The sequence below is a fragment of the Microlunatus antarcticus genome, assembly GCF_014193425.1.
GTDB classification, from domain to species: domain Bacteria; phylum Actinomycetota; class Actinomycetes; order Propionibacteriales; family Propionibacteriaceae; genus Microlunatus; species Microlunatus antarcticus.
Genome location: NZ_JACHZG010000001.1, coordinates 3381091 through 3405844, shown reverse-complemented (window position 1 = coordinate 3405844; position 24754 = coordinate 3381091). Strand labels below are relative to the sequence as shown.

Sequence of the window (24754 nt, the reverse complement as noted above, 5' to 3'; positions counted from 1 at the left end):
CGCCTGGGGTCCGTCGGTGCGGGTTTCGCTGCCGGTTGCGATCAGCACCTGAGTCCGAGTCCGCGTTGTCGGGCGAGGATGCGGGCGTTGAGGACCGGCCGCTGGTCCCGGTCGACCCACTTCGGTGGGATCCAGGCAGGGAGGTCGTCGATCATGTGGCAGGTCCACCCGCGGGCGGCGAAGTTGTGGTGGTGCCAGGCGCACAACAAGGTCAGGTTGTGCAGGTCGGTCCGGCCACCCTGGCTCCACTCGGTGACGTGGTGGCGTTCGCACCACTCAGGCGGCCGGTCGCAGCCGGGGAACGAGCAGCCGCCGTCGCGGGCGATCAGGGCGACGGTCTGGCCGTTGGTCGCGAGACGGCGGGTGCGGCCGAGCTGGAGGACGACGCCGGTCTTGGTGAGGACGGCCGGGTAGACGTCGGCCTGGTCGGCAAGGCGGACGATCGTCTCGGTCGACAGCATGGTGCCGTCGCTGGTCACACCCCAGCGGGCGCGGGCCTGGAGGTCGTCCTCGGGGATGGTGACGATGACGGTGGCGGGGGTGCCGCCGGAGTCGGGCAAGGTGCCGGAGCGCAGGAGCCGGTCGCACACCTCGCCCAACGCGTCGTGGGAGCGCTGGCCGTGGTGGCGCGGGTCGGGTTCCTCGACGGTGCGTCCGTCCTCGAGGACGACCGTCTCCAACCGTGGCTTGGCCAGCGGGCCGAGGACGGCGTGGAGCTTGGCGCCGAGCTCGCCGGTGAGGCGGCCTTCGACGGCGTACATGCCGTCGGTGAGCTTGCGGAAGGCGAGGTGGCGTCGTTCGGTGTTGAGCTGTTCGGCCGGGACGGTGCCGTCGGGGTCGATCCGGTCGACGACCTGCTGAGCGATCACCCGCAGCTCTTTCGGCCCGAACGTCACGGCGTACTCGGCGAGGAGCCGGTCGCCGAGATCGAGATCGGCCGGGTCGAACCCGCGCCGGTCCACACCCTCCAGCGCACGGACGCACACATCGACCTGCTCGGGGCTGACGTCCCCGGCCCGCTGCGCCGCCGCCAGCGCCGGCCGCAACGGCCCGAGCTCCTCGCCGGTCATGGCGACCCGCTCGCCGACGGCCTCGGCGGCACGGACCCGCCGGGCCGCCTCCCCGCGGGACAGGCGCAGCACCCAGGCGAGGGTGGCGGGCAGGTTCGGCTGCCCGACCGTCTCGGCCAGCCGGACCGACTCGGCCACCCGGACCGCGCGGTGGTCGATGAGCGACATCCGGTTCCGCGTCTGCTCGAACCGTTGCAGGAACCCGACCAGCCCTGCCTTGTCGAGGCCGTCCAACCCGCCGGCCTCGACGACCCCGATCAGCTGGTCGAGCGCCCCGACGAAGTCGTCGAGGGCGTCGTCGACGGGCATCGCCGCACCGCTCTCGCCGCCCTCGATTTCCATGGCTTCAACCTATGGAGGCCCGCTGACAGTTTCGAACACACGTTCGAAGGTGTCCACACGGGCTCAGCCAGATGTGCCTAGGTGTTGATCGCGACGAGTGCGCGGGCTCGGCTGAACCTCTGCTGCAGGTCTCGCAGGATGCGAAGTGCTTCTGGATCGTCAAATCCCGTGACGATGCGCCAGTCCCAGGCAGCCCCGGCGACGTAGCTCGTGAAGGCGATCTCCGTGCAGAGCAACGCTCGCGTCCAGTCGATCCGCGAGAGTGATGCGCTTGGCCACAGGCTCCCGTAGATGCGCTTCCTCTCGGCCCGGAAGTCGTCCAGCCCGTCGAAGCCCATCGCCACAGCCATTTCCTGGGTGCAGGTGACAGGACCTCCCCACACGTGCAGTCCCGCACGCAGGAGATCCAGCCCGTCCTCCGTCAGCTCGACCGGCACCAGCTCGTCCCGCGGGTTCACGCGACTGCTCCTTCGAGGATCAGGCCCGGGGAGCAGCCCGCCGCAGGCTGGCGAACAGGACCCAGACGACGCCGACGGTGAGCAGCATGGCGCCGGGGACGTGGATCCACAGGCTGGAGTAGCCGCCCCAGTAGGCCTGCAGGAACGTGTACGCGAACACGATCGCCGCGAGTGCTGCCGTGGCGATGGACACGCGTCCCTGCCGCCAGAGGAGGACGGCGGCGATCGCCGCCAGGCCACTGAGGACGTGGAGCACGATCGCGCCGGCGGCGTGCACCTCCTCGGGTCCACCGTTCGGGAACAGCTGCCCCGCGCTGATGAACTGCACGAGCACGTTCACGACGGACAGGGCGGCGAAGACCTGGAACGCACGGACGAGGCCGGAGGCGGCGGGTGCGCCCGCGCGTGCGGGTGCGTCGGCGGTGGTGGACATGGGTGCTCCTGGGGGAAGAGGGCAGGCGACAAGCAGTGGTTCCGAGGGTGTCATGGCGGCGCAAACTTGGCGGTCGAGCCAAGAACGTTGATTGTCAGACAATCGGCTGCTAGCGTCTGATTCATGGCGCAGCCGGTGAACGAAGAGCTGAGGGACGAGGAGGACGCGCTGCGTCCCGCGCTCGCCCCGGTGGCCTCGATCTCGCGCCGCGAAGCCGTTCTGGCGCAGATCCGCCGCGGCATCGTCGTCGGAGCGCTGCGGCCGGGGGACAAGCTCACCGAGCTGTCCCTGGCCGCCGACCTCCAGGTCAGCCGGGCCACCGTGCGGGAGGCACTGGGCCAGCTCGCGCAGGAGGGGCTCGTCGTCGCGGAGCCCTACCGCGGGTTGCGGGTGGCCGACCTCGACGCGGCCGCGCTCCGCGACCTGGCCCGCACGCGGGTGGCGCTCGACCTGCTCGCCGCGCGCGCCGTCCTCGACGACACGACCGGTCGGCGGCTGGGCGCCGTCCGGCTGGCTTGGGCCGCCTTCGAGAGCAGCGCGTTCGACGACGACCCGGTCGTCCGGCACGAGGGTCACCTGGCGTTTCACCGGGCGATCTGGAGCGCGGCCGACAACGTGGTGCTCGACCAGCTCTGGCCGGTCATCCAGGCCCACATGACCATCGCGCTGGCGCAGGACCAGGCCGTCCGTCACGACCCGGAACGTTCCCATCGCCTGCACCGCGACCTCATGGACGCGTTGGGGAGCGGTCTCGAGGTACGGGTCGAGACGACGTTCCGCGAGCACACCATCGCCAGCGTCGACGAGCTGATCGCGCTGCGCGACCCGACGGACCAGCACGAGAAGAACGTGAGGACACCCGCATGAAGATCCTGGTCATCGGCGCCACCGGCCTGGTCGGGGGAGCCGCGGCCGACGCCCTCGAGGCGTTCGGCGACGAGGTGCTCCGCGCCTCGAAGAGCTCGGAGCTGGCGGTCGACCTGACCGAGCCCGAGTCGATCCAGGCCCTCTTCGAGCGGATCGGCAGCGTGGACGCCGTCGTGTCCGCGGTCGGCTCCGTGCCCTTCAAGCCCCTCGCCGACCTGACCGCGGACGACTACCGGTCCGCCTACCTCGGCAAGGTCGCCGCCCAGCTCGACGTCGTCCGGATCGGGACCCCTCACCTCCCCGACGGCGGCTCGATCACCCTGACGACCGGCATCCTCGCCCGGGAGCCGATCCGCACCGGCGCGGCCGCCGCCATGGCGAACGGTGCGCTCGAGTCGTTCGTCATCTCCGCCGCGGCCGAGCTGCCTCGTGGTCTGCGCATCAACGCGGTCAGCCCCACGGTGCTGACCGAGGCCACCGGCTACCACTCGTCCTTCCCCGGCTTCGTCCCCGTGCCGGCCGCCGAGGTCGGCCGGGCGTTCGTGAAGTCCGTCCACGGGGTCCAGACCGGACAGGTCTTCGCGCTGTGACCCACGTCGTCGTCATCGGCGGTGGGGCCATCGGGCTCATGACCGCCTACCAGCTGGCCACGGACGGCGCGCGCGTCACGCTCGTCGACGCCCGGCGTACGGGTCAGGGTGCGGCCGAGGTCAACGCCGGCTGGGTCTGCCCGGCGGAGTCGGCCCCCGTCCCGGGGCCCGGGATGATCAGCACCTCCCTGCGCTGGATGCTGCGTCGCGACAGCCCGCTCTACATCCGACCGTCGCTCGACCCGCAGTTCGTCAAGTTCATGCTCGGCATGTGGCGCAGCTGCAACGCGCCCGCGCAGCAGGCCGGCTTCGAGGCCCACCTGCGCCTCGCGGCGAGCTCGGGCGAGGCGTACGACCGCTACCGCAGCGACGGGCTGGACTTCGAGCTGCGTCACGACGGCCTCCTGATGGCCTTCACCGACCCGCACAACCTCGAGCACCACCGTGGGCTCCTCGAGCTGGCCCGCCGCTTCGACCGGGACCCGCAGGTCCTGGTCGGCGACGACGTCCGGGTCCAGGAGCCCAAGCTCTCCGACCGGGTGATCGGCGGCATCTACTTCCCGCGCGAGGAGCACCTCGACCCGCCGGCCCTGATGGGTGCGCTGCACCGCCGGCTGCTCGAGCTCGGCGTGACGATCCTCGAGAACGCACCGATCGACGGCGCGGAGCACGGCTGGGCCTCCGGCGGCGACGGGATCCGGAGCATCACCGCCGGTGGGCAGCAGGTCGGCGGCGACGCGTACGTCCTCGCCGCCGGCGCCTGGACCGGCCCGATCTCGCGGCTCCTCGGGGTGCCGCTCCCGGTCCGGCCGGGCAAGGGCTACAGCATCGACGTGGAGCCGTACGACCTGCGCAGCTCGGTCAACCTCTCCGACGCCAAGGTCGCGGTGACGCCCCTCGCCCGCAACCTGCGCCTCGCGGGGACGATGGAGTTCGCCGGGCTCGACGAGGAGCTCAACCAGGTGCGCGTCGGCGCGATCCTGCGGGCGCCGAGCGCGTACTTCCGCGACTGGACCCCGCCGGCCGGGCCTGTCACGCCGAAGGCCGGCATCCGCCCGATGACACCCGACGGGATCCCCGTCGTCGGCCGCCTCGGGAGCCTGTCCAACACGTACGTCTCCAGCGGCCACGGCATGCAGGGCATCACCCTCGGCCCGGGCTCCGCGCTCGCCCTCAGCCGGATGGTGCTGCACGGCGAGACCCCCGACGTGCTCGTGCCCTTCGCCCCGCAGCGCTTCACCCGCGCCCTCGTCCGCAGGACCCCGACGCGCCGCGACCTCGCGGCCGACGCCGCCTGACCCGCCCCAGACCAAGGACCCCACCGTGCCTCGCAAGCAGACCCGGCTCACCGGCATCCTCGCCGCCGTCCCCACCCCGTTCACCGCCGACGGGTCGGCCGTCGACGAGGTCGCGCTCGCCGCGCTCGTCGACCGACTGGTCGAGGCCGGCATCCACGGCCTGGTGCCCTGCGGGACGACGGGGGAGTTCACGAGCCTCAGCCCGGACGAGCACCGCCGGGTCATCGAGCTCTACGTCGCCGCCGCGGCCGGGCGCGTCCCCGTCGTCGCCGGCGTCGGCTCGATGACCACCGCCGGCGCGATCGACCTGGTGCAGCACAGCGAGCGGGTCGGCGCGGACGCCGTCATGCTCGTGCCGCCGTTCTACGACCCGCTGGACTTCACGGCGCTCAAGGTGTTCCTGTCGGCCGTCGCCGCGGCGACCACCCTGCCGATCGTCTACTACAACGTCCCCGGCGCGACGGGTATCCGCCTCGACGCCGACCAGATCGCCGAGCTCGGCTCGATCGACGGCGTCGACTACCTCAAGGACACCTCGGGCGACGCGGTCACGCTGACCGACCTGATCGTCAGCCGCAGCGCCGACATCAAGGCGTTCAACGGCTGGGACACCCTCACGTTCACCGGGCTGGCCCTCGGCGCCGAGGCCTCGGTCTGGGGCGTGGCGGGCATCGTGCCCGAGCAGGCCGTCGCGCTGTGGGACACCCTGGCCGTGAAGGGCGACCTCGGCGCGGCCCGCGAGCAGTGGCGCGACCTGTGGGCGCTGAGCTCCTACCTCGAGTCGATCAGCTACGTCTCCGGGGTCAAGGCCGCGCTCGAGCTCGTCGGGCACCCGGTCGGTCCGACCCGCGCCCCGGTGCAGCCGCTGTCCGTGGAGCAGCGGGCCGGTCTCGTCGCCGTCCTCGGACCCTTCGCCGCGGCAGAGGCCTGACATGCGGCAGCTCCAGCTCGAGTGCATCGAGGCCCACGCCGAGGGTGAGGCCGGGCGTGTCGTGATCAACGCCGCCGGGCTGGTCCAGGGCGCGACGATGGCTGAGCGGCTCGCGTACTGCCGCGACCACCTCGACGACCTCCGGCGGTTCCTGCTGCGCGAGCCGCGGGGCTTCCCGGGGCTGTGCGCGGTGCTCGTGCTGCCGCCGGTCGAGCCGGGTTCGGACCTCGGCATCGTCGTGCTCGAGCAGGGCGGCTTCACCCCGATGTCGGGCAGCAACACGATCTGCACCGTGACCGCGGTCCTGGAGAGCGGGATCGTGCCGATGCTCGAGCCCGTCACCCGGGTCCGCATCGACACCGCGGTGGGCACGGTCGAGACCGAGGCGGTCGTCTCGGGCGGCAAGGTCCGCAGCGTCACCGTCGCCAACGTCCCGGCGTTCGTCGTCGGCCTGGACGTGCCGCTCGAGGTGCCGACCTTCGGGACGGTCGCGGTCGACGTGGTGTTCGGCGGCGGCTTCTTCGTCCAGGCCCCCGCAGCCGCGATGGGTCTGACGATCGACCCGGACCGGGGCCGCGAGCTCACCCGGGCGGGCGCGCTGCTCAAGCTCGCGGCGCTCGAGCAGCTGGACGTGCGCCACCCGCTGAACCCCGACATCGACGCGGTCGGCAACATCATGCTGCACTCCGGCGACCGTCAGCCCGGCGTGCAGGACCGCAACGCGGTCGTCCTCACCCAGGGCCGTCTGCGCGCCGACGACCCCAGCACGTGGACGGGTGCGCTCGACCGCTCGCCGTGCGGCACCGGGACGTGTGGGCGGATGGCCGCGCTGCACGCCCGCGGTCAGCTGGAGATCGGCGAGAAGTTCTCCCACCTCAGCGTCATCGGCACCGAGTTCGTCGGCGAGCTGCTCGGGACGACGACCCTCGGCGCGTACGAGGCCGTCCTGCCCACCATCACCGGCAGCGGCTGGGTGACCGGCCGCTCGACCTGGGTGCTCGACGACACCGATCCCTTCCCCGCCGGCTTCAGCGTCGGCGACATCTGGGCCCCCGGGCTCTGAGCCCCGTCGACGAGCCCAGCAGACGCAGAGAGAGCGAGCACGAGTGAGCCAGTACATCGACGGGCAGCGCCGGGAGGCCCTGACCGGGGCCCGCGACGTGGTCCGGGACCCCTCGACGGGCGAGGTGGTCGACGAGATCACGCTCGCCGGACCGGACGACGTGGAGGCCGCGGTCGCCGCGGCGCGGGCGGCCTTCCCGGCCTGGTCCGGTGCGACCCCGGGCGAACGTTCCGCGGTGCTGCGTTCGCTCGCCTTCCTGCTCGAGGCGGAAGCCGAGGAGCTGGCGCAGACCGAGAGTCGCCAGGCCGGCAAGCCGATCCGGCTCGCCCGCGAGTTCGACGTCCCGGGCACGATCGACAACACGGCGTTCTTCGCCGGCGCCGCGCGGACCCTGGAGGGCCAGGCGACCGCGGAGTACTCGGCCGACCACACCAGCTCGATCCGGCGCGAGCCCGTCGGCGTCGTCGGCTCCATCGCCCCGTGGAACTACCCCCTGCAGATGGCGGCCTGGAAGGTCCTGCCCGCCGTGGCCGCCGGCAACACCATCGTGCTCAAGCCGTCGGAGCTGACGCCGCTGACGACGCTGCGGTTCGCGGAGCTGGCCACGCAGGCCGGGATCCCCGACGGGGTCTTCAACGTGCTGACCGGGACCGGCGTCGACTGCGGCGCGCACCTGCTGCGGCACCCGCAGGTCGACATGGTCTCGTTCACCGGCTCGACGCGCGTCGGACGTACGGTCCTCGAGGCCGCGGCGACCACGGCCAAGCGGGTGCACCTCGAGCTCGGCGGCAAGGCTCCGTTCGTGGTGTTCGACGACGCCGACCTCGACGCCGCGATCCAGGGCGCCGTCGCGGCGAGCCTGATCAACACCGGTCAGGACTGCACGGCGGCGACCCGCGCGATCGTGCACCGCTCGCTCCACGACCGCTTCGTCGAGGGCGTCGCGGACCTGTTCGCCTCCGTGCGCCTCGGCCCGACGCAGGACCCGGCCACCGACCTCGGTCCCCTGATCAGCACGGCCCACCGCGACCGCGTGGCCGCCCTCGTCGACCGGTCCCGCGCGTACGCCCGCGTGGTCACCGGCGGCACCGTCCCCGGCGGTGGCCTCGCCGCGGGCTCCTACTACGCGCCGACGCTGATCGCCGACGCCGGGCTGACCAGCGAGGTCGTGCGCGACGAGATCTTCGGACCGGTGCTCGTCGTCCTGCCCTTCGACACCGACGACGAGGCGATCACCCTGGCCAACGACACCCCGTACGGGCTGGCCGCCTCCGCCTGGACCCGCGACGTCTACCGCGCGCTGCGGGCGACGCGCGAGATCCGCGCCGGCTGCGTGTGGGTCAACGACCACATCCCGATCATCAGCGAGATGCCGCACGGCGGGATGAAGGAGTCGGGCTTCGGCAAGGACATGTCGACCTACTCGTTCGAGGACTACACCGTGGTCAAGCACGTCATGTTCGACCTCACCGGCGTCGCGGCCAAGCCGTGGCACCGGACGGTCTTCACGGGCCCGCAGGGCGGGGGAGACCGATGATCAAGCAGCCGACGACGTCCACCGCGCGGCGCTTCGTCGACCAGGTCTGCCTGATCACCGGCGCGGTCGGCGGCATCGGCACGGCCATCGCCGGGCGGCTCGCGGCGGAGGGTGCGGTCGTGCAGGTCGCCGACCGCGACGCCGACGCGTGCGCCCGGGTGGTCGAGGACCTCGTGCTGGCCGGCGGGCGGGCGGAGGTGCGGGCGTTCGACCTCACCGACCCCGACGCCTGCGCCGCCGCCGTGCGTGACGTGGTCGACGAGCACGGCCGCCTCGACGTCCTGGTCAACAACGCGGGCGTCAATCGGCGCGGTGCGCTGCTCGACCTGGCCGCGGACGACTGGGCGGCCACGTTCGCCGTGAACGTCGACGCCCTCGTGCACCTGTGCCGGGCGGTGCTGCCGACCATGATCAACGCCGGCCAGGGGGCCATCGTCAACACGGCCTCGCAGTGGGGCCTGTCGCCCGCGCCCGGCCACGTCGCGTACAACACCTCCAAGGCCGCAGTCGTGGCCTTCACCCAGAACCTCGCCCGCGACTACGCGCCGGCCGGGGTCCGGGTGAACGCGGTCTGCCCGGGGGAGGTCTGGACCCCGATGCTCGAGGCGAACCTGGCCCGCAGCGGTCGCACCAAGGCCGACCTGGACGCGCTCGTCCCGTACGGGCGCGTCGGGCTGCCCGAGGAGATCGCCGCGCTGGTCGCGTTCCTGGCCTCGGACGAGGCGCCCTACCTCTGCGGCGCGGCCGTGGAGATCACCGGCGCGCAGGCCGTCGCGTGAGCGGGCTGGGGGAGGGCACCATGGGCCGCGGCCGGGTCGTCCTCGTCACCGGCGGCTCGCGCGGCATCGGCAGGGCGGCGGTCCGTGCGCTGCACCGCGACGGCTTCCACGTCGTGCTGCACCACCGTGCGTCGGGTCCGGCGGCGCAGGCGGTGGCCGCGGAGCTCGGCGAGGAGCGCGTGCACGTGCTGGCGGCCGACCTCGCCGTGGCGGGGGAGGCGGACCGGCTCTGGGGCGAGGCGCTGGCCTGGCGCGGCCGCGTCGACGTCCTCGTGAACAACGCCGGCGTCTACCTGGCCTCTCCGCTCGACGACGCCGACGCCTGGGACGCGGGCTGGGCGGACAACCTCATGATCAACCTGCTCGCTCCGGCGACGTTGTGCCGGCTGGCCGTCACGCGGTGGCAGGCCTCCGGCGGCGGGATCGTCGTGAACGTGACCAGCCGGGCGGCGCACCGCGGCGACGACGCCGACCACCTCGCGTACGGGGCGGCGAAGGGCGGGCTCCAGTCCCTCACCAAGGGGATCGCCCGGTCCTTCGCCCGCGACGGCGTGCTCGCGTACGACATCGCGCCCGGCTGGGTGCTGACCGACATGATGACCGACGGTCCGGAGGCCGAGGCGCTCGCCGCGTCGATGCCCCTGGGCGAGGTGACCCCGCCCGAGGACGTCGCCGAGGTCATCGCCTTCCTGGCCTCGGGACGTTCCCGGCACACCTCCGGGGCGACCATCGACGTGACGGGGGCCGACTACGTGCGGTGACCCGGAGCCCGTCCCCCCACGCGGGGCGTGGGGGCGCCCCCTCAGGGCACGAGGATCGTGCGCCCCCGGACCCGCCCGGCGTCGAGGTCGTCGATCGCCTGCTGGAAGTCGGCCAGCGCGTACGTGCTCGTGTGCAGCGTGACCTTGCCCTGGGCCGCGAGGGCCATGAGCTCGACGAGGTCGTTGTAGGAGCCGACGAGGTTGCCAATCAGGTTGATCTCGCTCGAGACCATGTCGATCGTCGGGACGCTGATGTTCTCGCCGTAGCCGACGACGAAGTAGCTGCCGGCCTGACGCAGCATGGCCACACCCTCGGCGGTGGCGCCGCCCTCGCCGACGAAGTCGATCACCGCCTCGGCACCCTTGCCCCCGGTGAGCTCCCGGATCGCGGCCACGTGTCCGCCGTCGGCGAGGACGGTGTGGTCGGCCCCGATCTCGGACGCGAGGGTCAGGGCCTCGGGGTTGCGGTCGACGACGACGAGGGTCGCGCCCGAGATCGCCTTCATGACCTGGACGCCGATGTGGCCCAGCCCGCCGGCGCCGATCATCACGCAGAAGTCGCCGGGATGCAGGATCCGGGCGGCCTTGGCGGCGGCGTGGTACGCGGTCAGGCCGGCGTCGGCGAGGGCGGCCACGGCCGCGGGCTCCAGCCCGTCGCCGAGCGGGACGACGCTGCGCGCGGTCGTCAGCAGGTACTCGGCGTAGCCGCCGTCGCTGTCGATCCCGGGGAACCGGTTGTTCTCGCAGTGCACGTCGTCGCCGAAGCGGCACGCGCGGCAGAGGCCGCAGGTCACCAGCGGGTGCAGGATCACCGCGTCCCCGACGGCGACGTTCGTCACCGCGGACCCGACCGCGTGCACCCAGCCGGCGTTCTCGTGACCGATCGTGTACGGCAGCGCGACCTGGGACTTCTCGGCCCACTGGCCCTCGAGGATGTGCAGGTCGGTCCGGCAGACGCCGGCGCCGCCGATGCGGACGACCACGTCGAGCGGGCCGTCGGCCGTGGGTTCGGGGACGTCGTTCAGCTGAAGCTTGTCGTGGTAGCCGATGACCTGGACGGCTCGCATGTCAGTGCTCGCTCTCGTGGGAGGGGGACGGCGGGGCGGGAGGCAGGGAGGAGGGGACGGCCGGGTCGTACGCGCTGGCCGCCTGGTCCTCCTCCGCCCCGGGGTAGCGGGTGGCCAGCAGGCCGCGGCAGAAGTGGGCGTTGCCCTCGACCGAGATCCGGGTGGTCCGGGCGAACCGGAGCCGCAACGGCACCTGGTCCTCGCTCACCGGCCGGCCGTGGTCGTCGACCATGACGAGTGCAGCCGGGTCGGTCGCGAAGCCGAGGTCACGACGTCGGCGGACGAGCGCCTCGGTCGTGCGCCCGGACGGCAGGTCGGCCAGCGTGAGCGTGTGCAGGTCGGCGACGGTCCAGGACGAGGTCCTCAGCAAGGCCGCGCAGGAACGTTCCATGGCGGCCGTGTGGGCCTTGCGGCGGAAGATCATCCGCAGCTCGTCCAGGCTGTCGTCAGCCTCGTGCTCGAACGTGCCGCGGTAGCCGCCGCCCGCCGCCAGACCCGAGTTGATCTTGGTCGAGTCGTGGTGGTCGTCGAGCCAGACGGCGACGTCGCGCAGCTCGTCCAGCGCCGTCAGGGCGTCCTGGGCGTCGGCGGCAATCAGGTAGGCGAAGTTCGGCGCGCAGAACGACGTGGGCAGGCGCAGGTGCACCTCGACGTCCACCCGGCCGTCGCCCGTGGGCTCCAGGTGGTGGCTCGCCACGAAGCCCAGGTCGGTGATCGGCTCGTCGAGCTCGGGGTCCATCACCGTGCCGAGGGCGGCCCACACGGCACCCGGGAGCGCGTCGGACGCGCGGACCGGGTGCAGGTCGACCGCGGTCACGCGACCGGGACGCGCAGGTCGGGGGCGGGCGAGGCCACGGGGACCTCGTCGGGCGCGGCCTGGACCTGGAGGTGCGCGGGCACGGGGATGTCGTACAGCGCCGCGGCGTTGAGGCCGAGGATCTTCTTGCGCTGGTCGGTGGTGATGGCGGAGTACTCGGGCTGCATGTCCTCGGGGATCTGGAAGTCGACGAACGTCTCGACGAGCCACTTCGGCGTCCACAGCGCGTAGTCGCTGGAGAAGAGGATCCGGTCCTCGCCGATCCAGTAGAGGAGCTCGCCGATGATCTGGGCGAAGTAGCGGGGCCGGGTGTGCATGAAGGGGATGGCGACCGCGAGGCCCCCGTACACGTTGGGTTCCTGCGTGGCGATCCAGCAGAAGTCCTCCAGCCGCGGCAGGCCGACGTGCTCGACGACGAAGTTGAGGTCGGTGAAGTCGCTGGCCACGCCGTCCACGTCCGCGACGTCGAACGCGTCGCGGTCGAGCGGGCGGATGGTGGGGCCCTTGTGCACGTGGATGTTCTTGATCCCGAGCGAGCGGCACGCCTCGAGGTACTTCACCGACCACGGATCCGTCAGCTTGTAGCCGCGCGAGTCGCCGTGCCACTCCGCGGTGTAGAGCTTGATGCCCTTGAGGCCGAAGCGTTCGGCGTCGAGGTGCAGCTGGTCGAGCCCCTGCTCGCCGTTACGCGGGTCGTACGAGTGGTTGTACGTGAGCTTGTCCGGGTGCGCCTGGGTGAGGGCCCACGCCTCCTCGGTCTGGCCGAAGCCACGGTGGTAGAACTCGCCGAGGTAGGCGGGCTGGAAGATCGCGTGGTCGACGTAGCCGTCGGTGAAGAGGTCCTTCATCAGCCGGTCGGCGTAGTAGAGGTACTGCTCGTAGCTCCACAGCTCGGACGCGGGGCTGAGGTTGCGGTGGTAGTCGTAGAAGCAGTCGATGAACTGCTTGCCGTGGATGTTCCGCTGGTTCTCGGGCCGCGCGTCCCACAGGGCGATGTGCGCGTCGACCACGAAGTACTTCTCGCCGTTGCTCTCGTACATCTCTCGACCTCCATGTCGACAGGTCCGCACCTCGTCACCTCGTCACGACGGTGCGGTCGGTCCAGCACGCAAGGGGCGTTCCGCTCGCCCCGGCGTGCTGGTTGACGGGGCGAGCGCTCCAGCAGGTGCAGCGCTGAGCCGACGGTAACCCGGCGGGGTGACCTGGGTCTCACGGGGGTCGGTCGTGTGCGACTGGTCTCGGTCGATCGGCACAGCCGACGCACAGGAGCGCCAAGAATCCAGCCAGGTTCGCTCACTACCGTCCGCGGCATGACATCGAAGAACTCGCTGAGAGAACGCCCCCTGTCCCGGCGCTGGTTCCTGGGAATCGTGCCGGTCGCGGTCGCCGGACTCGCCGCCTGCTCCGGTTCCACCATCGGGCCCGCCAGCTCGAGCGCCTCGTCGACCGCTTCCGCGGCGTCGAGCGCGGTGGCGACCGGGGCGGCCGCCGCCGGGAGCGTGGCCGCGTTCGCCCAGGCTTTCTACAAGACCCTCACCCCCGAGCAGCAGCCGACCGTGCTGCTCGACTACTCCCTGGCGACCGCCGAGCGTTGGTCGAACCTGCCCCAGGGCCTGCTGGGCGGCAGCACGGGCGGCGGGGGTGGGATGCCCTCCGGGATGCCCAGCGGCGGTCCTGACGGGGACGGTTCGGGACGCCCGTCGGGGATGCCGAGCGGTGGGCCCGCCGGGGGCGGTTCGGGCGGCGCAGGCGGGGGCAGCCAGTCCCGTGTCGGGCTCAGCCTCGGCGACCTCACCGAGGACCAGCTCGCCGCCTTCACGGCGATGATTAAGGCCGCGACGGGGAGCGGCACGGGCACCGGCTACGACGCGATCGAGCAGCACCTCAACGCCGACGACTATCTCGCGGCGAACGGCGGGGGCGACGACTACGGCCGCAAGAACTACTACGTGGCCCTCCTCGGCAGCCCGCAGGACTCGGGGACGTGGGAGCTGCAGTTCGGCGGGCACCACCTGGCCGTCGCGAACACCTACACCGACGGCCAGCTCGCCGGCGCGACGCCGTCGTTCCGCGGCATCGAGCCGAACGGGGCCTTCGACCTCGACGGCCGGACCAACGAGCCGATGAAGGTCAAGGAGGCCGCCTTCACGGCGCTGCTCACCGGCCTGGGCGCCGACCAGCTGGCGAAGGCGAAGCTGAGCGACACGTTCACCGACCTGGTCCTCACGCCGGGCAAGGACTGGGCCTTCCCGACGTCGAAGGAGGGCGTACAGGTCTCCGAGTTCTCGGCGGCCCAGCAGAAGCTCGTGACCGCCGCGATCGCCTCGTACGTCGAGGACATCGCCGACGCCGATGCGAAGACGATCCTGGCCCGGTACTCGGACGAGCTCGCCGACACCTACGTGGCGTACGCGGGCACCGTCGCCCTCACCGAGCAGAACGACTACGTCCGCATCGACGGTCCGTCGGTGTGGATCGAGTTCTCGATGCAGCACGGCATCGTGCTCGCCGGCAACCACCCGCACTCGGTGTGGCGCGACCGGACCACGGACTACGGCGGCACGAGGAGCTGATGCGGACGCTCACCCGCGCCCTGGCGGCGGTGTCGCTGGCGTTCGTGGTGCTCGTCCTGGGGACGGGCACCGCGTCCGCGCACGTGCTGCCCACCTCGACGGTGCAGCTCGTGGTCGGTGCGGACGCGGTCGAGGCGCAGGTCTCCATCCCCGTCGACGACCTGACGGCGGCGAGCGGCCTCGACCTCGGCGACGCCTCCGAGGCCGCGGTCACCGCCCAGGCCTCGGCGATCGACGCCTACCTCGTGGCCCACGTACGCCCGACCAGCGACGACGGTCGGGCGTGGTCGGTCGTCGCGGGTGCCCCGACCGTCTCGGGGGCCGGGGACGCCCGGACGACGGGGCTCTACCGGGAGGTGCGCGTGCTGCTCACCCTCACCCCGCCGGCGGGGGCCGACGTGCGCTCGTTCGACCTCGGCTACGACGCGGTGGTCGACCGCGTCGCGACCCACACCGTGATCGTGACCGTCAGCTCCGACTGGTCGGGCGGGCAGGTCTCGGCCCCGTACGAGGTCGGCACCGTCGTGCGCGACACGGTCACGGGCACGGTGGTGCCGCTGCACGTGGACCTCGGGTCGGGCAGCGACCTCCGGGGCCTCACCAGCATGGTGGTTCTCGGGATCCAGCACATCCGTGAGGGCACCGACCACCAGCTGTTCCTGCTCACCCTGCTCCTGCCGGCCCCGTTGCTGGTCTCCGCGTCGGGTCCGCGTCGGTGGGGCGGTCCGGTCACAGCGCGCTCGGCGCTCGGTCGGATCGCCCGCATCACCCTCGCCTTCACGTTCGGGCACTCGGTCACCCTCGCTGCGGGTGCGATCGGCGTGCCCGTCCCGCAGCAGGCCGTCGAGGTGCTGATCGCGGTGAGCATCCTGGTCGCCGCCGTGCACGCCGGACGGCCGCTGTTCCCCGGGCGCGAGGCGCTCGTCGCCGGGTGCTTCGGGCTCGTCCACGGCCTGGCCTTCTCCGAGACCCTCCGCGCGCTCGACCTCACCGGCGGTCGCCTGGTGCTGTCGCTGGTCGGCTTCAACCTCGGCATCGAGCTCATGCAGCTCGTCGTCGTCGCCCTGGTGCTGCCGCCGCTGGTCCTGCTGGCGCGGGCAGGTCGCTACAGCACCCTGCGCGTCGGCGCGGCCGCCCTCACCGGGGTCGCGGCGATCGGCTGGGTCCTGGCGCGTCTTGGGGTGGCGAACCCGGTCGCCGACCTCGCCGACCGGCTCGGTTCCGTGGCCGTCCTGGTCGTCGTCGTGCTCTGGGTCGTGGCGCTCCTGCAGGTCCGCCGCTCCGGCGCGGCTAGTGCGGCTGGCGCGGGTCGCCGGGGCTCTCGGCGAGCATCACCCGGATCCGCTCCTGCGACGACTCCAGCGACTCGCGGGTGACCGCGACCGCCGCCTCGACGTCGCGCGCCTCGACCGCCTCGAGCAGGCGGCGCTGGGTCGACCACGCCCCGTGGTCGGGGTGGAGCGAACCGGCGCCGTCGGCACCCAGCAGCTTGAAGGCGCGGCACCGCTGCCACAGGTCCTCGACCAGGCCGACGAGCACGGGGTTGCCGCCCGCGGCGTAGAGGACCGAGAGGAGCTCCTCGTCGGCGTCCAGGGCCTCGCTGACCCGGCCGGCGGCGACGGCCGCCCGCATCCGCTCGTCCGCCACGCGCATCCGGGCGACGTCTTCGGCCGCGACGGAGCGGCACCCCAGGCGGGTCGCCTCCACCTCGAGCAGGAGCCGGGTGGCGTAGACGTGCGCGAGCTCCGCCGGCGTGAGGTCGGCGACGACCGCGCCGCGGTGCGGGGTCCGGACGACGAGGCCGTTCTGCTCGAGCCGGCCGATCGCCTCCCGGACCGGCATCGGGCTGGTGCCGAGCTGGGCGGCGAGGTCGCGCAGCCGGAGCCGTGACCCGGCCGCGATCTCGCCACTGCGGATGCCCTCACGGATGGCGCCGTAGACCCGGTCGGTCACCAGCGAGGTCTCGCCGAGGGGAGCCAGGGTCATGAGCAGACCGTACCTGACGGGGCTTGCTTCTGATCTGTGATCACATCTAGGATCCGAAGGACCGCCGTCCAAGGAGCCCGCTGATGACCGTCCACGACACTGCCTCCGGTTCGTTCGCCGGCTCCGCGGGCGCGCTGCGCTGGCCGACCCTGTTCTCGCCGTTCCGGCTGCGCGGCAAGACGGTCCGCAACCGGATCACCTCGACGCCGCACTCGACGGGCTGGGGCCACGACGGTCTGCTCACCCAGGCGGAGGTCGACTACCACGTCCGCAAGGCCGCGGGCGGCGTCGGCCTGGTCATGACGTTCGGGTCGGCCTCGGTGGACCCGGAGAGCGCGGCGTCGTACGGGTCGATCTCGCTGTGGGACCCCCGCAACGACGCGCTGCTGCGCCAGCTCGCCGACCGCGTGCACGCCCACGGCGCGCTGACCATGGCGCAGATGACGCACATGGGGCGCCGCGGCAACTCCTGGCACTCCGGCGTCGCGCTCAAGGCGGCCTCCGACCTGCCCGAGGGCGTGCACCGCGAGGTCCCGGCGGTGCTGAGCGAGGCCGAGATCGCTGTCTTGGTCGACCGCTTCGGCCACTCGGCGCGGCGCCTGATGGAGCTGGGCTGGGACGGGGCCGAGGTCACCTCGCACGGCGGACACCTGATCGAGCAGTTCTACGACCCTTACGTGAACGACCGCACCGACCGCTACGGCGGCAGCTTCGAGAACCGGCTGCGATTCGGTCGCGAGGTGCTCGCCGCGGTGCGCGCCTGGACCTCGGAGGACTTCCTCGTGGGCTTCCGGATGTCGGCCTACCACGGGCTGCTCGAGGGCGCCGGCATGACCGACGCCGAGCTCGTCGAGGTGGCGCAGGGGATGACCGCGAACGGTGCGGTCGACCTGCTCAGCGTCTCCGGCGGCACCGGCTACACGGTGCGCAGCAGCTCGGTCTTCGTGCCCGGCGACGAGCTGGGCGAGAACGTGAACGGCCCGCACGCGGGTCGCCTGCGCCGCGCGACGGGGGTCGCGACCCTCGTCGCCGGGCGCATCCTCGACGCCGACCACGCCGAGGAGGCCCTGGTCCGCGACGGCGTCGACCTGGTCGCCATGACGCGCGCGCTGATCGCCGACCCCGACCTTCCGCGCACGTACGCCGCCGGCCGGACCCCGCGACCCTGCATCAGCCTCAACGAGGGCTGCATCGGCCGGCTCTACCAGGGCAGGCCCATGTGGTGCTCGGTCAACCCCGGGATCCGCGAGCCGGAGGTCGACCTGGGCCTCGACCCGGGCACCGGCGCCGTCGGTCCGACCCAGCACCGGCGGGTCGTGGTGATCGGCGGCGGTGTCGCCGGCGCGGAGGCCGCGTTCCGGGCGGCCGAGCGGGGGAGCAGCGTGACCCTCTTCGAGCAGGGCGACCGGATCGGCGGCCGCGCCGAGCTGGCGGGGCGCCGGCCGGGCCGCGAACGGTGGGGCCTCTACCTCGACTGGCTGGTCGAACGGCTGGCGGAAACCGGTGTCGACGTGCGGCTGCGGACCTCGCCCACCGTCGACGACGTGCTGGCGCTCGAGCCCGACTCCGTCGTCATCGCGTCCGGCTCCGCCCCGCGCTGGCCCTCCTGGGTGACGGGCGCCCCCTCGACCGTGGTCGACGCCGACACGGTCGTCGCCCGCACCCCGAGCCCCGAGGAGGCCGGCGCGGTCGCGCTGGTCGTCGACGACGAAGGCGGGTTCGTCGCCCCGACCGCCGCCGAGGCGCTCGCCGCCGCCGGGTGGACCGTACGGCTGGCCACGAGCCTGACGTCCGTCGCGGCGGAGGTGGACCCGACGCAGGTCTGGTTCGTCCGGCGCCGCCTCAAGCTGGCCGGTGTCGAGCTGGTCGACTCGGTCGGCCCGGACCACGACGGCACGTCCTGGTCGCTCGTCGACCTCGAGTCCGACCTCCGCCGACCGGCGGGCCGTGTGGACCTGGTTGTGCTCGCCGGCGTACGGCGCTCGGCCGACGCGCTCAGCGCCGAGCTCGCCGCCGCGGCGCCGGACCTGGAGATCGTCAAGGTCGGTGACGCGCTCGCTCCGCGGCACCTGCTCGACGCGGCGGCCGAGGGCGCCCGGGCCGGTGCGGCCTGGGGGAAGCCCGAGGTGTCGGCGCTCGCCCCGGCCACGGTCGGCGCCGGCTAGCCGAGGCGGGTCGCTCAGCCCTCGAAGGCGGTGAGCGCCGCGTCGTACAGCTCGAGCGCCTGGGCGACCTCGTCGTCGCTGACGTTGAGCGGCGGGACGACGTGGATGCGGTTGTCGGTGGCGAAGGGCAGCATGCCGCGGCTGATGAGGTCGGACTTGATCCCCGCGACGGTGGCGGTCGCGAGCGGCTCGCGCGTCTGGGGGTCCTTGACGAGATCGAGGGCCCAGAAGACGCCGGTGCCGCGGACCTCGCCGATGACCGGGTGCTTCGCCGCGAGCTCGGCCAGGCCCGGAGCGAGCAGGTCCCGCCCGACGCGCTTCGCGTTCTCGACCGCACCCTCCTCGGCCATGGCCTTCTGGGTGGCGACGATGCTGGCCGCGGCGAGGGGATGGCCGGAGTAGGTCAGCCCGCCGGGGAAGACGCGGTCGTCGAAGGCGTGCGCGATGTCGGAGGAGATGATCACGCCGCCGACGGGGACGTAGCCGGAGTTCACGCCCTTGGCGAAGGTGATCAGGTCGGGGCGGACGTCGTGCGCGTCGAGGGCGAACCACTCGCCCGTACGCCCGAAGCCGGCCATGACCTCGTCGAGGATGAGGAGGATCCCGTACCGGTCGCAGATCGCGCGGACCCCGGACAGGTAGCCGGGCGGGGGGACCATGATCCCGGCGGTGCCGGGCACCGACTCGAGCAGGATCGCCGCGATCGACTCGGGGCCCTCGGCCTGGACGGTCCGCTCGAGGTGGTGCAGCGCGCGGGCGCACTCCTCCTCGGGCGTGCTCGCCCAGAACTCCGAGCGGTAGAGGAACGGGCCGAAGAAGTGCACGTGGCCGGTGGCGTACTCGTTGGGGATGCGGCGCCAGTCGCCGGTCGCGACGATGGCCGCGCCGGTGTTGCCGTGGTACGAGCGGTAGCGCGAGAGAACCTTGTCGCGGCCGGTGACCAGGCGCGCCATGCGGATGGCGTTCTCGTTGGCGTCGGCGCCGCCGGCGGTGAAGAAGACCTTCTCGAAGCCCTCGGGAGCGCGCTGCAGGATCAGTCGCGCGGCCTCGGCGCGGGTCGCGTTCCCGTGCGCGGGGGCGACGGTCGTGAGCTTGGACAGCTGCTCGGTGATGCCCGCGATGATCTTGGGGTGCTGGTGGCCCATGTTCGTGAACACGAGCTGGCCGGAGAAGTCGAGGTAGTGGTTGCCGTCGTGGTCCCACACGGTGGTGCCCGAGCCGCCGGCGAGGGGCAGCGGCTTGAGCCCGCCCTGCTTGGACCACGAGTGGAAGACGACCGCCGCGTCGGCGGCGCTGACCTCGGCGTTCGAGGGCCCGCTCGTGGCCTCGTCCGTGGCGTCCGTCAGCTGGGCGTCGGTCGTCTCGGCAAAGGTGGTCACGGGTGCTCCTGAGGGCTCGGCGTCGGTCCTCGTCAGTCTCTCACCGCGCGTGTTGCGCTAGTGCGACGACGTCGTCGCGCGGGCGTGGTCGAGCACGGCCTCCGCGACGACGAGGTCCTGCCAGGCCATCCCGCTGCCCTTGAACAGCACCCGGCCCGCCGAGGCCCCCGCCTCGCCGCGGGCCACCGACGCGAGGGGGACCAGGTCGGCCGCCACGACGGCGCCGGCGGCCACGGCCTGGACGACGTCGCCGCACTCGCGCAGCGCGGTGGCCACGTCCTCCACCACGACGGTGGCGGAGCCGGCGAACGCGACGTCGACCTCGGCGGCCTCGGCCTCGTGCGACCCGACCGCCGCGACGAGAACGTGACCGCCCAGCAGCGACGAGTCGAAGACCGGTGTACGGGCCGTGGTCGCGCAGACGACGACGTCGGCGGTCCGGAGCGCCTCGGCGACCCCCGGGTCGTCGGTGGCGAGCACGGTCGCGCCGGCGGCGGGACCTTCGCTCGGCAGCGCCACCCGGCCGGGCGTCCGGACCACGAAGGTGACGGCGCCGAGGGTTACCTCGGCGGCGAGCGCGTCGACGTGCCCGACGCCCTGGGGTCCGGCGCCGAAGACGACGACCCGCTGCGGCCCTTCGGCACGACGCAGCCACGGGCGGAGCCCGACGATGCTCGTGGCCGGGGTGCGGAGCGTGGTGAGCGCGGTCCCGTCGAGCGTCGCGACCGGCTGCATCGTCTCGGCGTCGAAGAGGACGAAGACCGCGCCGATGCGGGGCAGCCCGCGCGCGGCGTTGCCGGGGGCGACGCCGACGAGCTTGACCCCGACGTGGCGCGCGCCCGCCGCCGGCATGACGATGAGCTCGCCCGCGGGCACGTCGACGAACGAGCGCGGCACGGTCGCCGACGGGTCGAGCCCGTCGCGCAGCGCCTGCTGCATCGCGTCGGACGCACCGGCCGGACCGAGGGCGAGGACGGCGGCGGCGTCGAGGTGGGGGAGGGTCACGACGTCACGATTTCACGTACGCGTCGCGCCCCGCGAACAGCGAGACGACGAGCTGGACGAGGTTGACCACGACCACGGCGACGAGCGTCGAGCCCCACGCGCCGGTCGCCTGGAACAGGGCGCCCGCGCCGATCGGCCCGATGATCCCGAGCAGGTAGCCCACGCTCTGCACCATGCCGGAGAGCCGGGCCGCGTCGGCGGTGCTCCGGCTCCGCTCGGCCACGAACGTGAGGGCCACGACGAGCGAGGCCCCGCTGCTCAGGCCCGCGACGACCAGCCAGAGCGCGTCGAGGCCGGGCAGGAGCAGCAGCCCCAGCATCGAGACCGCCATGCCGAGGCTCACGGCGACCCCGGCGAGGCGGTGGTCGCGTCGGCCACGCATGGCGAGCGAGACCAGCAGGCCGCCCGCGATGCCGGTGGCCTGGAAGAGGAACAGGTCCCAGCCGGCCCGGACCGGACTGACCCCGCGGGCCACCTCGATGCTCGGCAGCCAGGTGACCATCAGGTAGAAGAAGATCGCCTGCGTCCCCATGAAGGCGGTCACCTGCCACGCGAGCGGTGAGCGCCACACCGACGTGGCCGTACGGGCGGGCGCCCCGGGCAGGGGGTCCGGGACCGCGGCGTCGCGCGAGTGCCCCCGCAGGCGGGGCAGCCACGCCACCAGGGCGAGCACACCGACGACCCCCCACACCCCGATGCCCAGGCGCCAGCCGCCGATCTCGGCGATCGGCAGGGCCAGTCCCGAGGCCAGTGCGGCGGACAGGCTGAGCGTCGCCGTGTACGCGCCCGTCATCAGCGGCACCTCGCGCGGGAAGTCGCGCTTGACCAGGGCGGGGACCAGCACGTTGCACACGGCGATGCCGGCGCCGAGGGCGATGGTGCCCGCCCAGAGCGTCAGGGTCGGGCCGGGCAGCGAGCGCAGGACGGTCGCCGCGAGCATGACGACCATGGCGCCGAAGACGGTGTGGTCCGGTCCCCAGCGGCGGCTGGCCAGCTGGACGAACGGCGACACGACGGCGAAGGCGAGCAGCGGGACCGAGCCGAGCACGCCGAGCGCGGACGGGCTGAGCCCGGTGTCGGCGCCGACGAGCGCGATGACCGGGCCGAGCGCGGTGAGGGTGGGGCGCAGGTTCGCGGCGACGACCAGCAGGCTGAGCCCGAGGACCAGCGCCGAGAGCCCGCGCGCCGGGGGTGCTGCGGCCGTGGTCACCGCTGCAGTCTCGCGGAACGGTTCCGATAGCGTCGCTGCTCCGCGGGCAGCGAGACGATGTTCTCGCACGACGGTGGTCGAGCTGGAGGACGAGATGCGCTGGAGCCAGGTGCTCAACGTGGTCGACGTGCACTGCGGGGGCGAGAACGCCCGCGTGGTCACCGGGGGGATCGGCGACGTCCCCGGCGAGACGATGCTCGACAAGCGCGCCTACCTGACCGAGCAGCGCGACGACCTGCGCCTGCGGCTGCTCCAGGAACCGCGCGGCGGCGTCATCCACAGCGCCGACTTCGTGCTGCCCTCGCGTCACCCCGAGGCCCAGCTCGGCTACGTCATCGCCGAGTCGACCGAGTACCCGGTGATGTCGGGCAGCAACACGATCTGCGTGACGACCGCGCTCCTCGAGACCGGGATGCTCCCGATGATCGAGCCGGTCATGCACCTCGCCCTCGAGTCCGCCGCCGGGCTGATCCGCGTCGAGTGCACCTGCGCCGACGGCAAGGTCACGTCGGTCCGCTTCACCAACCAGCCCGCGTTCGTCTACCACCTCGACGCGCCCGTCGAGGTGGCCGGCCTCGGCACCGTCACGGTCGACGTCGCCTGGGGCGGGATGGCGTACGTGCTCGTCGACGCCGCGTCGCTGGGCTTCGGCATCACGCCGGACGAGGCCCGCGACCTCTGCGTGGTGGGGGAGGCGGTCAAGCTCGCCGCCGCCGCCCAGCTCCCGGCCGTGCACCCCGAGCATCCCGAGTTCCCGGGGATCACCAACTTCGAGTTCACCGGCCCGCTGGGCCGTACGCCGGAGGGCGAGCTGACCGCGCGGAACGCCGTCGTCGTCAGCCCGGGCCGCCTGGACCGCTCGCCCTGCGGCACGGGGACCTCGGCCCGGCTCGCCGTGCTCCACGCCCGGGGGCTCGTCACGACAGGGGAGAACTTCGTGCACACCTCGATCATCGGTTCCCGCTTCGACAGCCGCATCGAGGAGCTGACCACCGTCGGCGACGTCCCGGCGGTCGTGCCGAGCGTCGCGGGCCAGGCCTGGATCACCCAGCTCTGCCAGGTCGGGGTCGACCCGAGCGATCCGTTCCCGAACGGCTACGCGCTAGCCGACACGTGGGGGGCGGCACCACCGTCCCCGGTGGCCGTCCGGCTGGCCACCGCGGCGGCGGAGGCCCGGGCGTGAGCGCCGTGACCGGCGGTCACCACGACGTCATCGTCCTGGGCCTGGGCTCCATGGGCTCCGCCGCCGCGCGCCAGCTCGCCGCCCGGGGCCTGTCGGTGCTCGGGCTCGAGCGCTTCTGGCCCGCGCACGACCAGGGCTCCGGCCACGGCGAGACCCGCATCGTGCGCCAGTCCTACTTCGAGGGCGCCGCGTACGTGCCCCTGCTGCGCCGCGCGTACGAGGGCTGGCACGAGCTGCAGGAGACCAGCGGGCGCGACATCCTCACGCTCTGCGGCGGCCTCTACGTCGGCGACCCGGAGTCCAAGATCTTCAAGGGCTCCCGCCTCGCCGCCGAGGCGCACGACCTGCCCCACGAGGTGCTCGACGCCGAGCAGATCCGGGCCCGGTTCCCGGCCATGGACCCGGCCGACCACGCCTTCGGGCTCTACGAGGACAACGCCGGCTTCGTCCGCCCCGAGCAGACGATCCTGGCGAACCTCGACCTCGCCGCCCGCCACGGCGCGGAGCTGCGGTACGACGAGCCCGCCCGTTCCTGGCGGGGGACCCCGGGCGGCGGCGTCGAGGTCGTCACCGATCAGGGCACGTACGGCGCCGACCGGCTCGTTATCGCCGCCGGGGCCTGGGCGCCGGGGCTGCTCGCCGACCTCGGGCTCGCCCTGCGCGTCGAGCGCCAGGTCGTCGGCTGGTTCACCCCCGACTTCGACGCCGTCCCGTACGAGCGGTGGACGAGCGAGGAGCTGCCGGTCTACATCGAGGAGACCGACCTCAACCGGGACATCTACGGCTTCCCGATGGTCGACGGTCCCGCCGGGGGGATGAAGCTGGCCTTCTTCAACACCTTCGACCCGGCCGACCCCGACACGGTCGACCGCACCGTCACCGAGGTCGAGATCGAGGCCACGCGCACCCGCGCGCAGCAGCTCTTCCCGCACCTGACGGGACCGGTGGTGAAGTCCCTGACCTGCCTCTACACCACCAGCTCCGACCGCGACTTCATCGTCGGCGCGATGCCCGGCTCCCCGCAGGTGACGGTCGCCAGCGTCTGCTCCGGCCACGGCTTCAAGTTCGTGCCGGTCATCGGCGAGATCCTGGCCGACCTCGTCGTCTCCGACGCGACGGCGCACGACATCGCCCTCTTCGACCCCGCCCGCCCCAGCCTGCAACCCTCTGCCCGCCCCAGCTGACGCGGACGGCTCACCCCAGCCCGGCCACGGAGTGAGGAGAGGTGACGTCGGTGACG

General features: G+C 73.0%; 23 protein-coding genes. 13 read left to right on the top strand and 10 right to left on the bottom strand.

The features are described 5' to 3' along the window. Positions 1 to 41: 41 nt before the first annotated feature. The 3 genes from FHX39_RS15940 to FHX39_RS15930 form a co-directional block, all read right to left on the bottom strand. Positions 42 to 1412, bottom strand: coding sequence for an HNH endonuclease signature motif containing protein (locus FHX39_RS15940; protein WP_183340024.1), 1371 nt, complete (start codon positions 1410 to 1412; stop codon positions 42 to 44). A 77-nt stretch (positions 1413 to 1489) separates the two neighbouring features. Further along, positions 1490 to 1870 carry a hypothetical protein gene (locus FHX39_RS15935; RefSeq protein WP_183340022.1) on the bottom strand — a complete coding sequence of 127 codons (381 nt, stop codon included), beginning with the start codon at positions 1868 to 1870 and terminating at the stop codon, positions 1490 to 1492. Positions 1871 to 1889: 19 nt separating this feature from the next. Continuing rightward, a complete protein-coding gene (locus tag FHX39_RS15930; RefSeq protein ID WP_183340020.1) occupies positions 1890 to 2303 on the bottom strand; it encodes a hypothetical protein in 414 nt (137 codons plus the stop codon). 123 nt (positions 2304 to 2426) lie between these two features. Here FHX39_RS15930 and FHX39_RS15925 point away from each other — a divergent pair, with 123 nt between their 5' ends. The 8 genes from FHX39_RS15925 to FHX39_RS15890 are packed head-to-tail and all read left to right on the top strand — an operon-like array spanning position 2427 to position 10129. Then, positions 2427 to 3170 carry a GntR family transcriptional regulator gene (locus tag FHX39_RS15925; protein ID WP_183340018.1) on the top strand — a complete coding sequence of 248 codons (744 nt, stop codon included), beginning with the start codon at positions 2427 to 2429 and terminating at the stop codon, positions 3168 to 3170. Further along, the gene (locus FHX39_RS15920; RefSeq protein ID WP_183340016.1) at positions 3167 to 3760 is read left to right on the top strand and encodes a short chain dehydrogenase; all 594 of its coding nucleotides are present in this window, start codon (positions 3167 to 3169) and stop codon (positions 3758 to 3760) included. Before FHX39_RS15925 ends, FHX39_RS15920 begins: the two co-directional genes overlap by 4 nt. Next, positions 3757 to 5058 carry an NAD(P)/FAD-dependent oxidoreductase gene (locus FHX39_RS15915; RefSeq protein WP_332836871.1) on the top strand — a complete coding sequence of 434 codons (1302 nt, stop codon included), beginning with the start codon at positions 3757 to 3759 and terminating at the stop codon, positions 5056 to 5058. The genes FHX39_RS15920 and FHX39_RS15915 overlap by 4 nt, the downstream gene beginning before the upstream one ends. Before the next feature lie 25 nt (positions 5059 to 5083). Further along, positions 5084 to 5989, top strand: coding sequence for a dihydrodipicolinate synthase family protein (locus tag FHX39_RS15910; RefSeq protein WP_183340014.1), 906 nt, complete (start codon positions 5084 to 5086; stop codon positions 5987 to 5989). A gap of 1 nt (position 5990) precedes the next feature. Beyond that, a complete protein-coding gene (locus FHX39_RS15905) occupies positions 5991 to 7052 on the top strand; it encodes a proline racemase family protein (protein WP_183340012.1) in 1062 nt (353 codons plus the stop codon). A 43-nt stretch (positions 7053 to 7095) separates the two neighbouring features. Continuing rightward, on the top strand, positions 7096 to 8589 hold the full coding sequence (locus FHX39_RS15900; RefSeq protein ID WP_183340010.1) for a gamma-aminobutyraldehyde dehydrogenase: 1494 nt from the start codon (positions 7096 to 7098) through the stop codon (positions 8587 to 8589). Further along, the gene (locus tag FHX39_RS15895) at positions 8586 to 9368 is read left to right on the top strand and encodes an SDR family NAD(P)-dependent oxidoreductase (RefSeq protein ID WP_183340008.1); all 783 of its coding nucleotides are present in this window, start codon (positions 8586 to 8588) and stop codon (positions 9366 to 9368) included. The genes FHX39_RS15900 and FHX39_RS15895 overlap by 4 nt, the downstream gene beginning before the upstream one ends. Continuing rightward, the gene (locus FHX39_RS15890) at positions 9365 to 10129 is read left to right on the top strand and encodes an SDR family NAD(P)-dependent oxidoreductase (protein ID WP_198423436.1); all 765 of its coding nucleotides are present in this window, start codon (positions 9365 to 9367) and stop codon (positions 10127 to 10129) included. The genes FHX39_RS15895 and FHX39_RS15890 overlap by 4 nt, the downstream gene beginning before the upstream one ends. Before the next feature lie 41 nt (positions 10130 to 10170). Here the strand turns inward: FHX39_RS15890 and FHX39_RS15885 are convergent, their stop codons facing one another. The 3 genes from FHX39_RS15885 to FHX39_RS15875 are packed head-to-tail and all read right to left on the bottom strand — an operon-like array spanning position 10171 to position 13053. Then, complete coding sequence (locus tag FHX39_RS15885; protein WP_183340006.1) at positions 10171 to 11196, bottom strand: NAD(P)-dependent alcohol dehydrogenase; 1026 nt, start codon at positions 11194 to 11196, stop codon at positions 10171 to 10173. Position 11197: 1 nt separating this feature from the next. After that, positions 11198 to 12013: an iron-sulfur cluster assembly protein gene (locus FHX39_RS15880; RefSeq protein WP_183340003.1), complete on the bottom strand. Its 816-nt coding sequence runs from the start codon at positions 12011 to 12013 to the stop codon at positions 11198 to 11200. Further along, a complete protein-coding gene (locus FHX39_RS15875; RefSeq protein ID WP_183340001.1) occupies positions 12010 to 13053 on the bottom strand; it encodes an amidohydrolase family protein in 1044 nt (347 codons plus the stop codon). The genes FHX39_RS15880 and FHX39_RS15875 overlap by 4 nt, the downstream gene beginning before the upstream one ends. A 270-nt stretch (positions 13054 to 13323) precedes the next feature. On the opposite strand from FHX39_RS15875, the gene FHX39_RS15870 reads away from it, so the two are divergent. Together FHX39_RS15870 and FHX39_RS15865 are read left to right on the top strand one after the other, a co-directional pair. Beyond that, positions 13324 to 14586, top strand: coding sequence for a DUF3500 domain-containing protein (locus tag FHX39_RS15870; RefSeq protein WP_183339998.1), 1263 nt, complete (start codon positions 13324 to 13326; stop codon positions 14584 to 14586). Continuing rightward, on the top strand, positions 14586 to 15962 hold the full coding sequence (locus FHX39_RS15865; RefSeq protein WP_183339996.1) for a HupE/UreJ family protein: 1377 nt from the start codon (positions 14586 to 14588) through the stop codon (positions 15960 to 15962). The genes FHX39_RS15870 and FHX39_RS15865 overlap by 1 nt, the downstream gene beginning before the upstream one ends. Here the strand turns inward: FHX39_RS15865 and FHX39_RS15860 are convergent. Continuing rightward, positions 15877 to 16572 carry a GntR family transcriptional regulator gene (locus tag FHX39_RS15860; RefSeq protein WP_183339993.1) on the bottom strand — a complete coding sequence of 232 codons (696 nt, stop codon included), beginning with the start codon at positions 16570 to 16572 and terminating at the stop codon, positions 15877 to 15879. The genes FHX39_RS15865 and FHX39_RS15860 overlap by 86 nt on opposite strands. An 83-nt stretch (positions 16573 to 16655) precedes the next feature. Here FHX39_RS15860 and FHX39_RS15855 point away from each other — a divergent pair, with 83 nt between their 5' ends. Beyond that, positions 16656 to 18737: an FAD-dependent oxidoreductase gene (locus tag FHX39_RS15855; protein WP_183339992.1), complete on the top strand. Its 2082-nt coding sequence runs from the start codon at positions 16656 to 16658 to the stop codon at positions 18735 to 18737. A gap of 14 nt (positions 18738 to 18751) precedes the next feature. On the opposite strand, the gene FHX39_RS15850 is transcribed toward FHX39_RS15855, so the two are convergent. Genes FHX39_RS15850 through FHX39_RS15840 form a run of 3 tightly spaced genes read right to left on the bottom strand, consistent with a single transcriptional unit; the run spans position 18752 to position 22331 of the window. Beyond that, entirely contained in the window at positions 18752 to 20116 is a 1365-nt protein-coding gene (locus FHX39_RS15850; protein ID WP_332836870.1) for an aspartate aminotransferase family protein, read from the bottom strand. Positions 20117 to 20173: 57 nt separating this feature from the next. Beyond that, positions 20174 to 21121, bottom strand: a complete 948-nt coding sequence (locus FHX39_RS15845; RefSeq protein WP_198423435.1) for an ornithine cyclodeaminase family protein — start codon at positions 21119 to 21121, stop codon at positions 20174 to 20176. A gap of 4 nt (positions 21122 to 21125) precedes the next feature. Continuing rightward, positions 21126 to 22331 (bottom strand): MFS transporter, encoded by a 1206-nt coding sequence (locus FHX39_RS15840; RefSeq protein WP_183339990.1) that lies wholly within the window; start codon positions 22329 to 22331, stop codon positions 21126 to 21128. A 73-nt stretch (positions 22332 to 22404) separates the two neighbouring features. Here FHX39_RS15840 and FHX39_RS15835 point away from each other — a divergent pair, with 73 nt between their 5' ends. Beyond that, positions 22405 to 23514, top strand: a complete 1110-nt coding sequence (locus FHX39_RS15835) for a proline racemase family protein (protein WP_198423434.1) — start codon at positions 22405 to 22407, stop codon at positions 23512 to 23514. Further along, on the top strand, positions 23511 to 24698 hold the full coding sequence (solA, locus tag FHX39_RS15830; RefSeq protein ID WP_332836869.1) for an N-methyl-L-tryptophan oxidase: 1188 nt from the start codon (positions 23511 to 23513) through the stop codon (positions 24696 to 24698). The genes FHX39_RS15835 and solA overlap by 4 nt, the downstream gene beginning before the upstream one ends. Positions 24699 to 24754 lie beyond the last annotated feature (56 nt).

Excerpts from the sequence above, each read along its gene's own strand:
- FHX39_RS15940 (WP_183340024.1), bottom strand. The coding sequence starts at position 1,412 with ATGGAAATCGAGGGCGGCGAGAGCGGTGCGGCGATGCCCGTCGACGAC.
- FHX39_RS15920 (WP_183340016.1), top strand. The coding sequence starts at position 3,167 with ATGAAGATCCTGGTCATCGGCGCCACCGGCCTGGTCGGGGGAGCCGCG.
- FHX39_RS15930 (WP_183340020.1), bottom strand. The coding sequence starts at position 2,303 with ATGTCCACCACCGCCGACGCACCCGCACGCGCGGGCGCACCCGCCGCC.
- FHX39_RS15905 (WP_183340012.1), top strand. The coding sequence starts at position 5,991 with ATGCGGCAGCTCCAGCTCGAGTGCATCGAGGCCCACGCCGAGGGTGAG.
- FHX39_RS15885 (WP_183340006.1), bottom strand. The coding sequence starts at position 11,196 with ATGCGAGCCGTCCAGGTCATCGGCTACCACGACAAGCTTCAGCTGAAC.
- FHX39_RS15925 (WP_183340018.1), top strand. The coding sequence starts at position 2,427 with ATGGCGCAGCCGGTGAACGAAGAGCTGAGGGACGAGGAGGACGCGCTG.
- FHX39_RS15875 (WP_183340001.1), bottom strand. The coding sequence starts at position 13,053 with ATGTACGAGAGCAACGGCGAGAAGTACTTCGTGGTCGACGCGCACATC.
- FHX39_RS15865 (WP_183339996.1), top strand. The coding sequence starts at position 14,586 with ATGCGGACGCTCACCCGCGCCCTGGCGGCGGTGTCGCTGGCGTTCGTG.
- FHX39_RS15860 (WP_183339993.1), bottom strand. The coding sequence starts at position 16,572 with ATGACCCTGGCTCCCCTCGGCGAGACCTCGCTGGTGACCGACCGGGTC.
- FHX39_RS15870 (WP_183339998.1), top strand. The coding sequence starts at position 13,324 with ATGACATCGAAGAACTCGCTGAGAGAACGCCCCCTGTCCCGGCGCTGG.
- FHX39_RS15895 (WP_183340008.1), top strand. The coding sequence starts at position 8,586 with ATGATCAAGCAGCCGACGACGTCCACCGCGCGGCGCTTCGTCGACCAG.
- FHX39_RS15855 (WP_183339992.1), top strand. The coding sequence starts at position 16,656 with ATGACCGTCCACGACACTGCCTCCGGTTCGTTCGCCGGCTCCGCGGGC.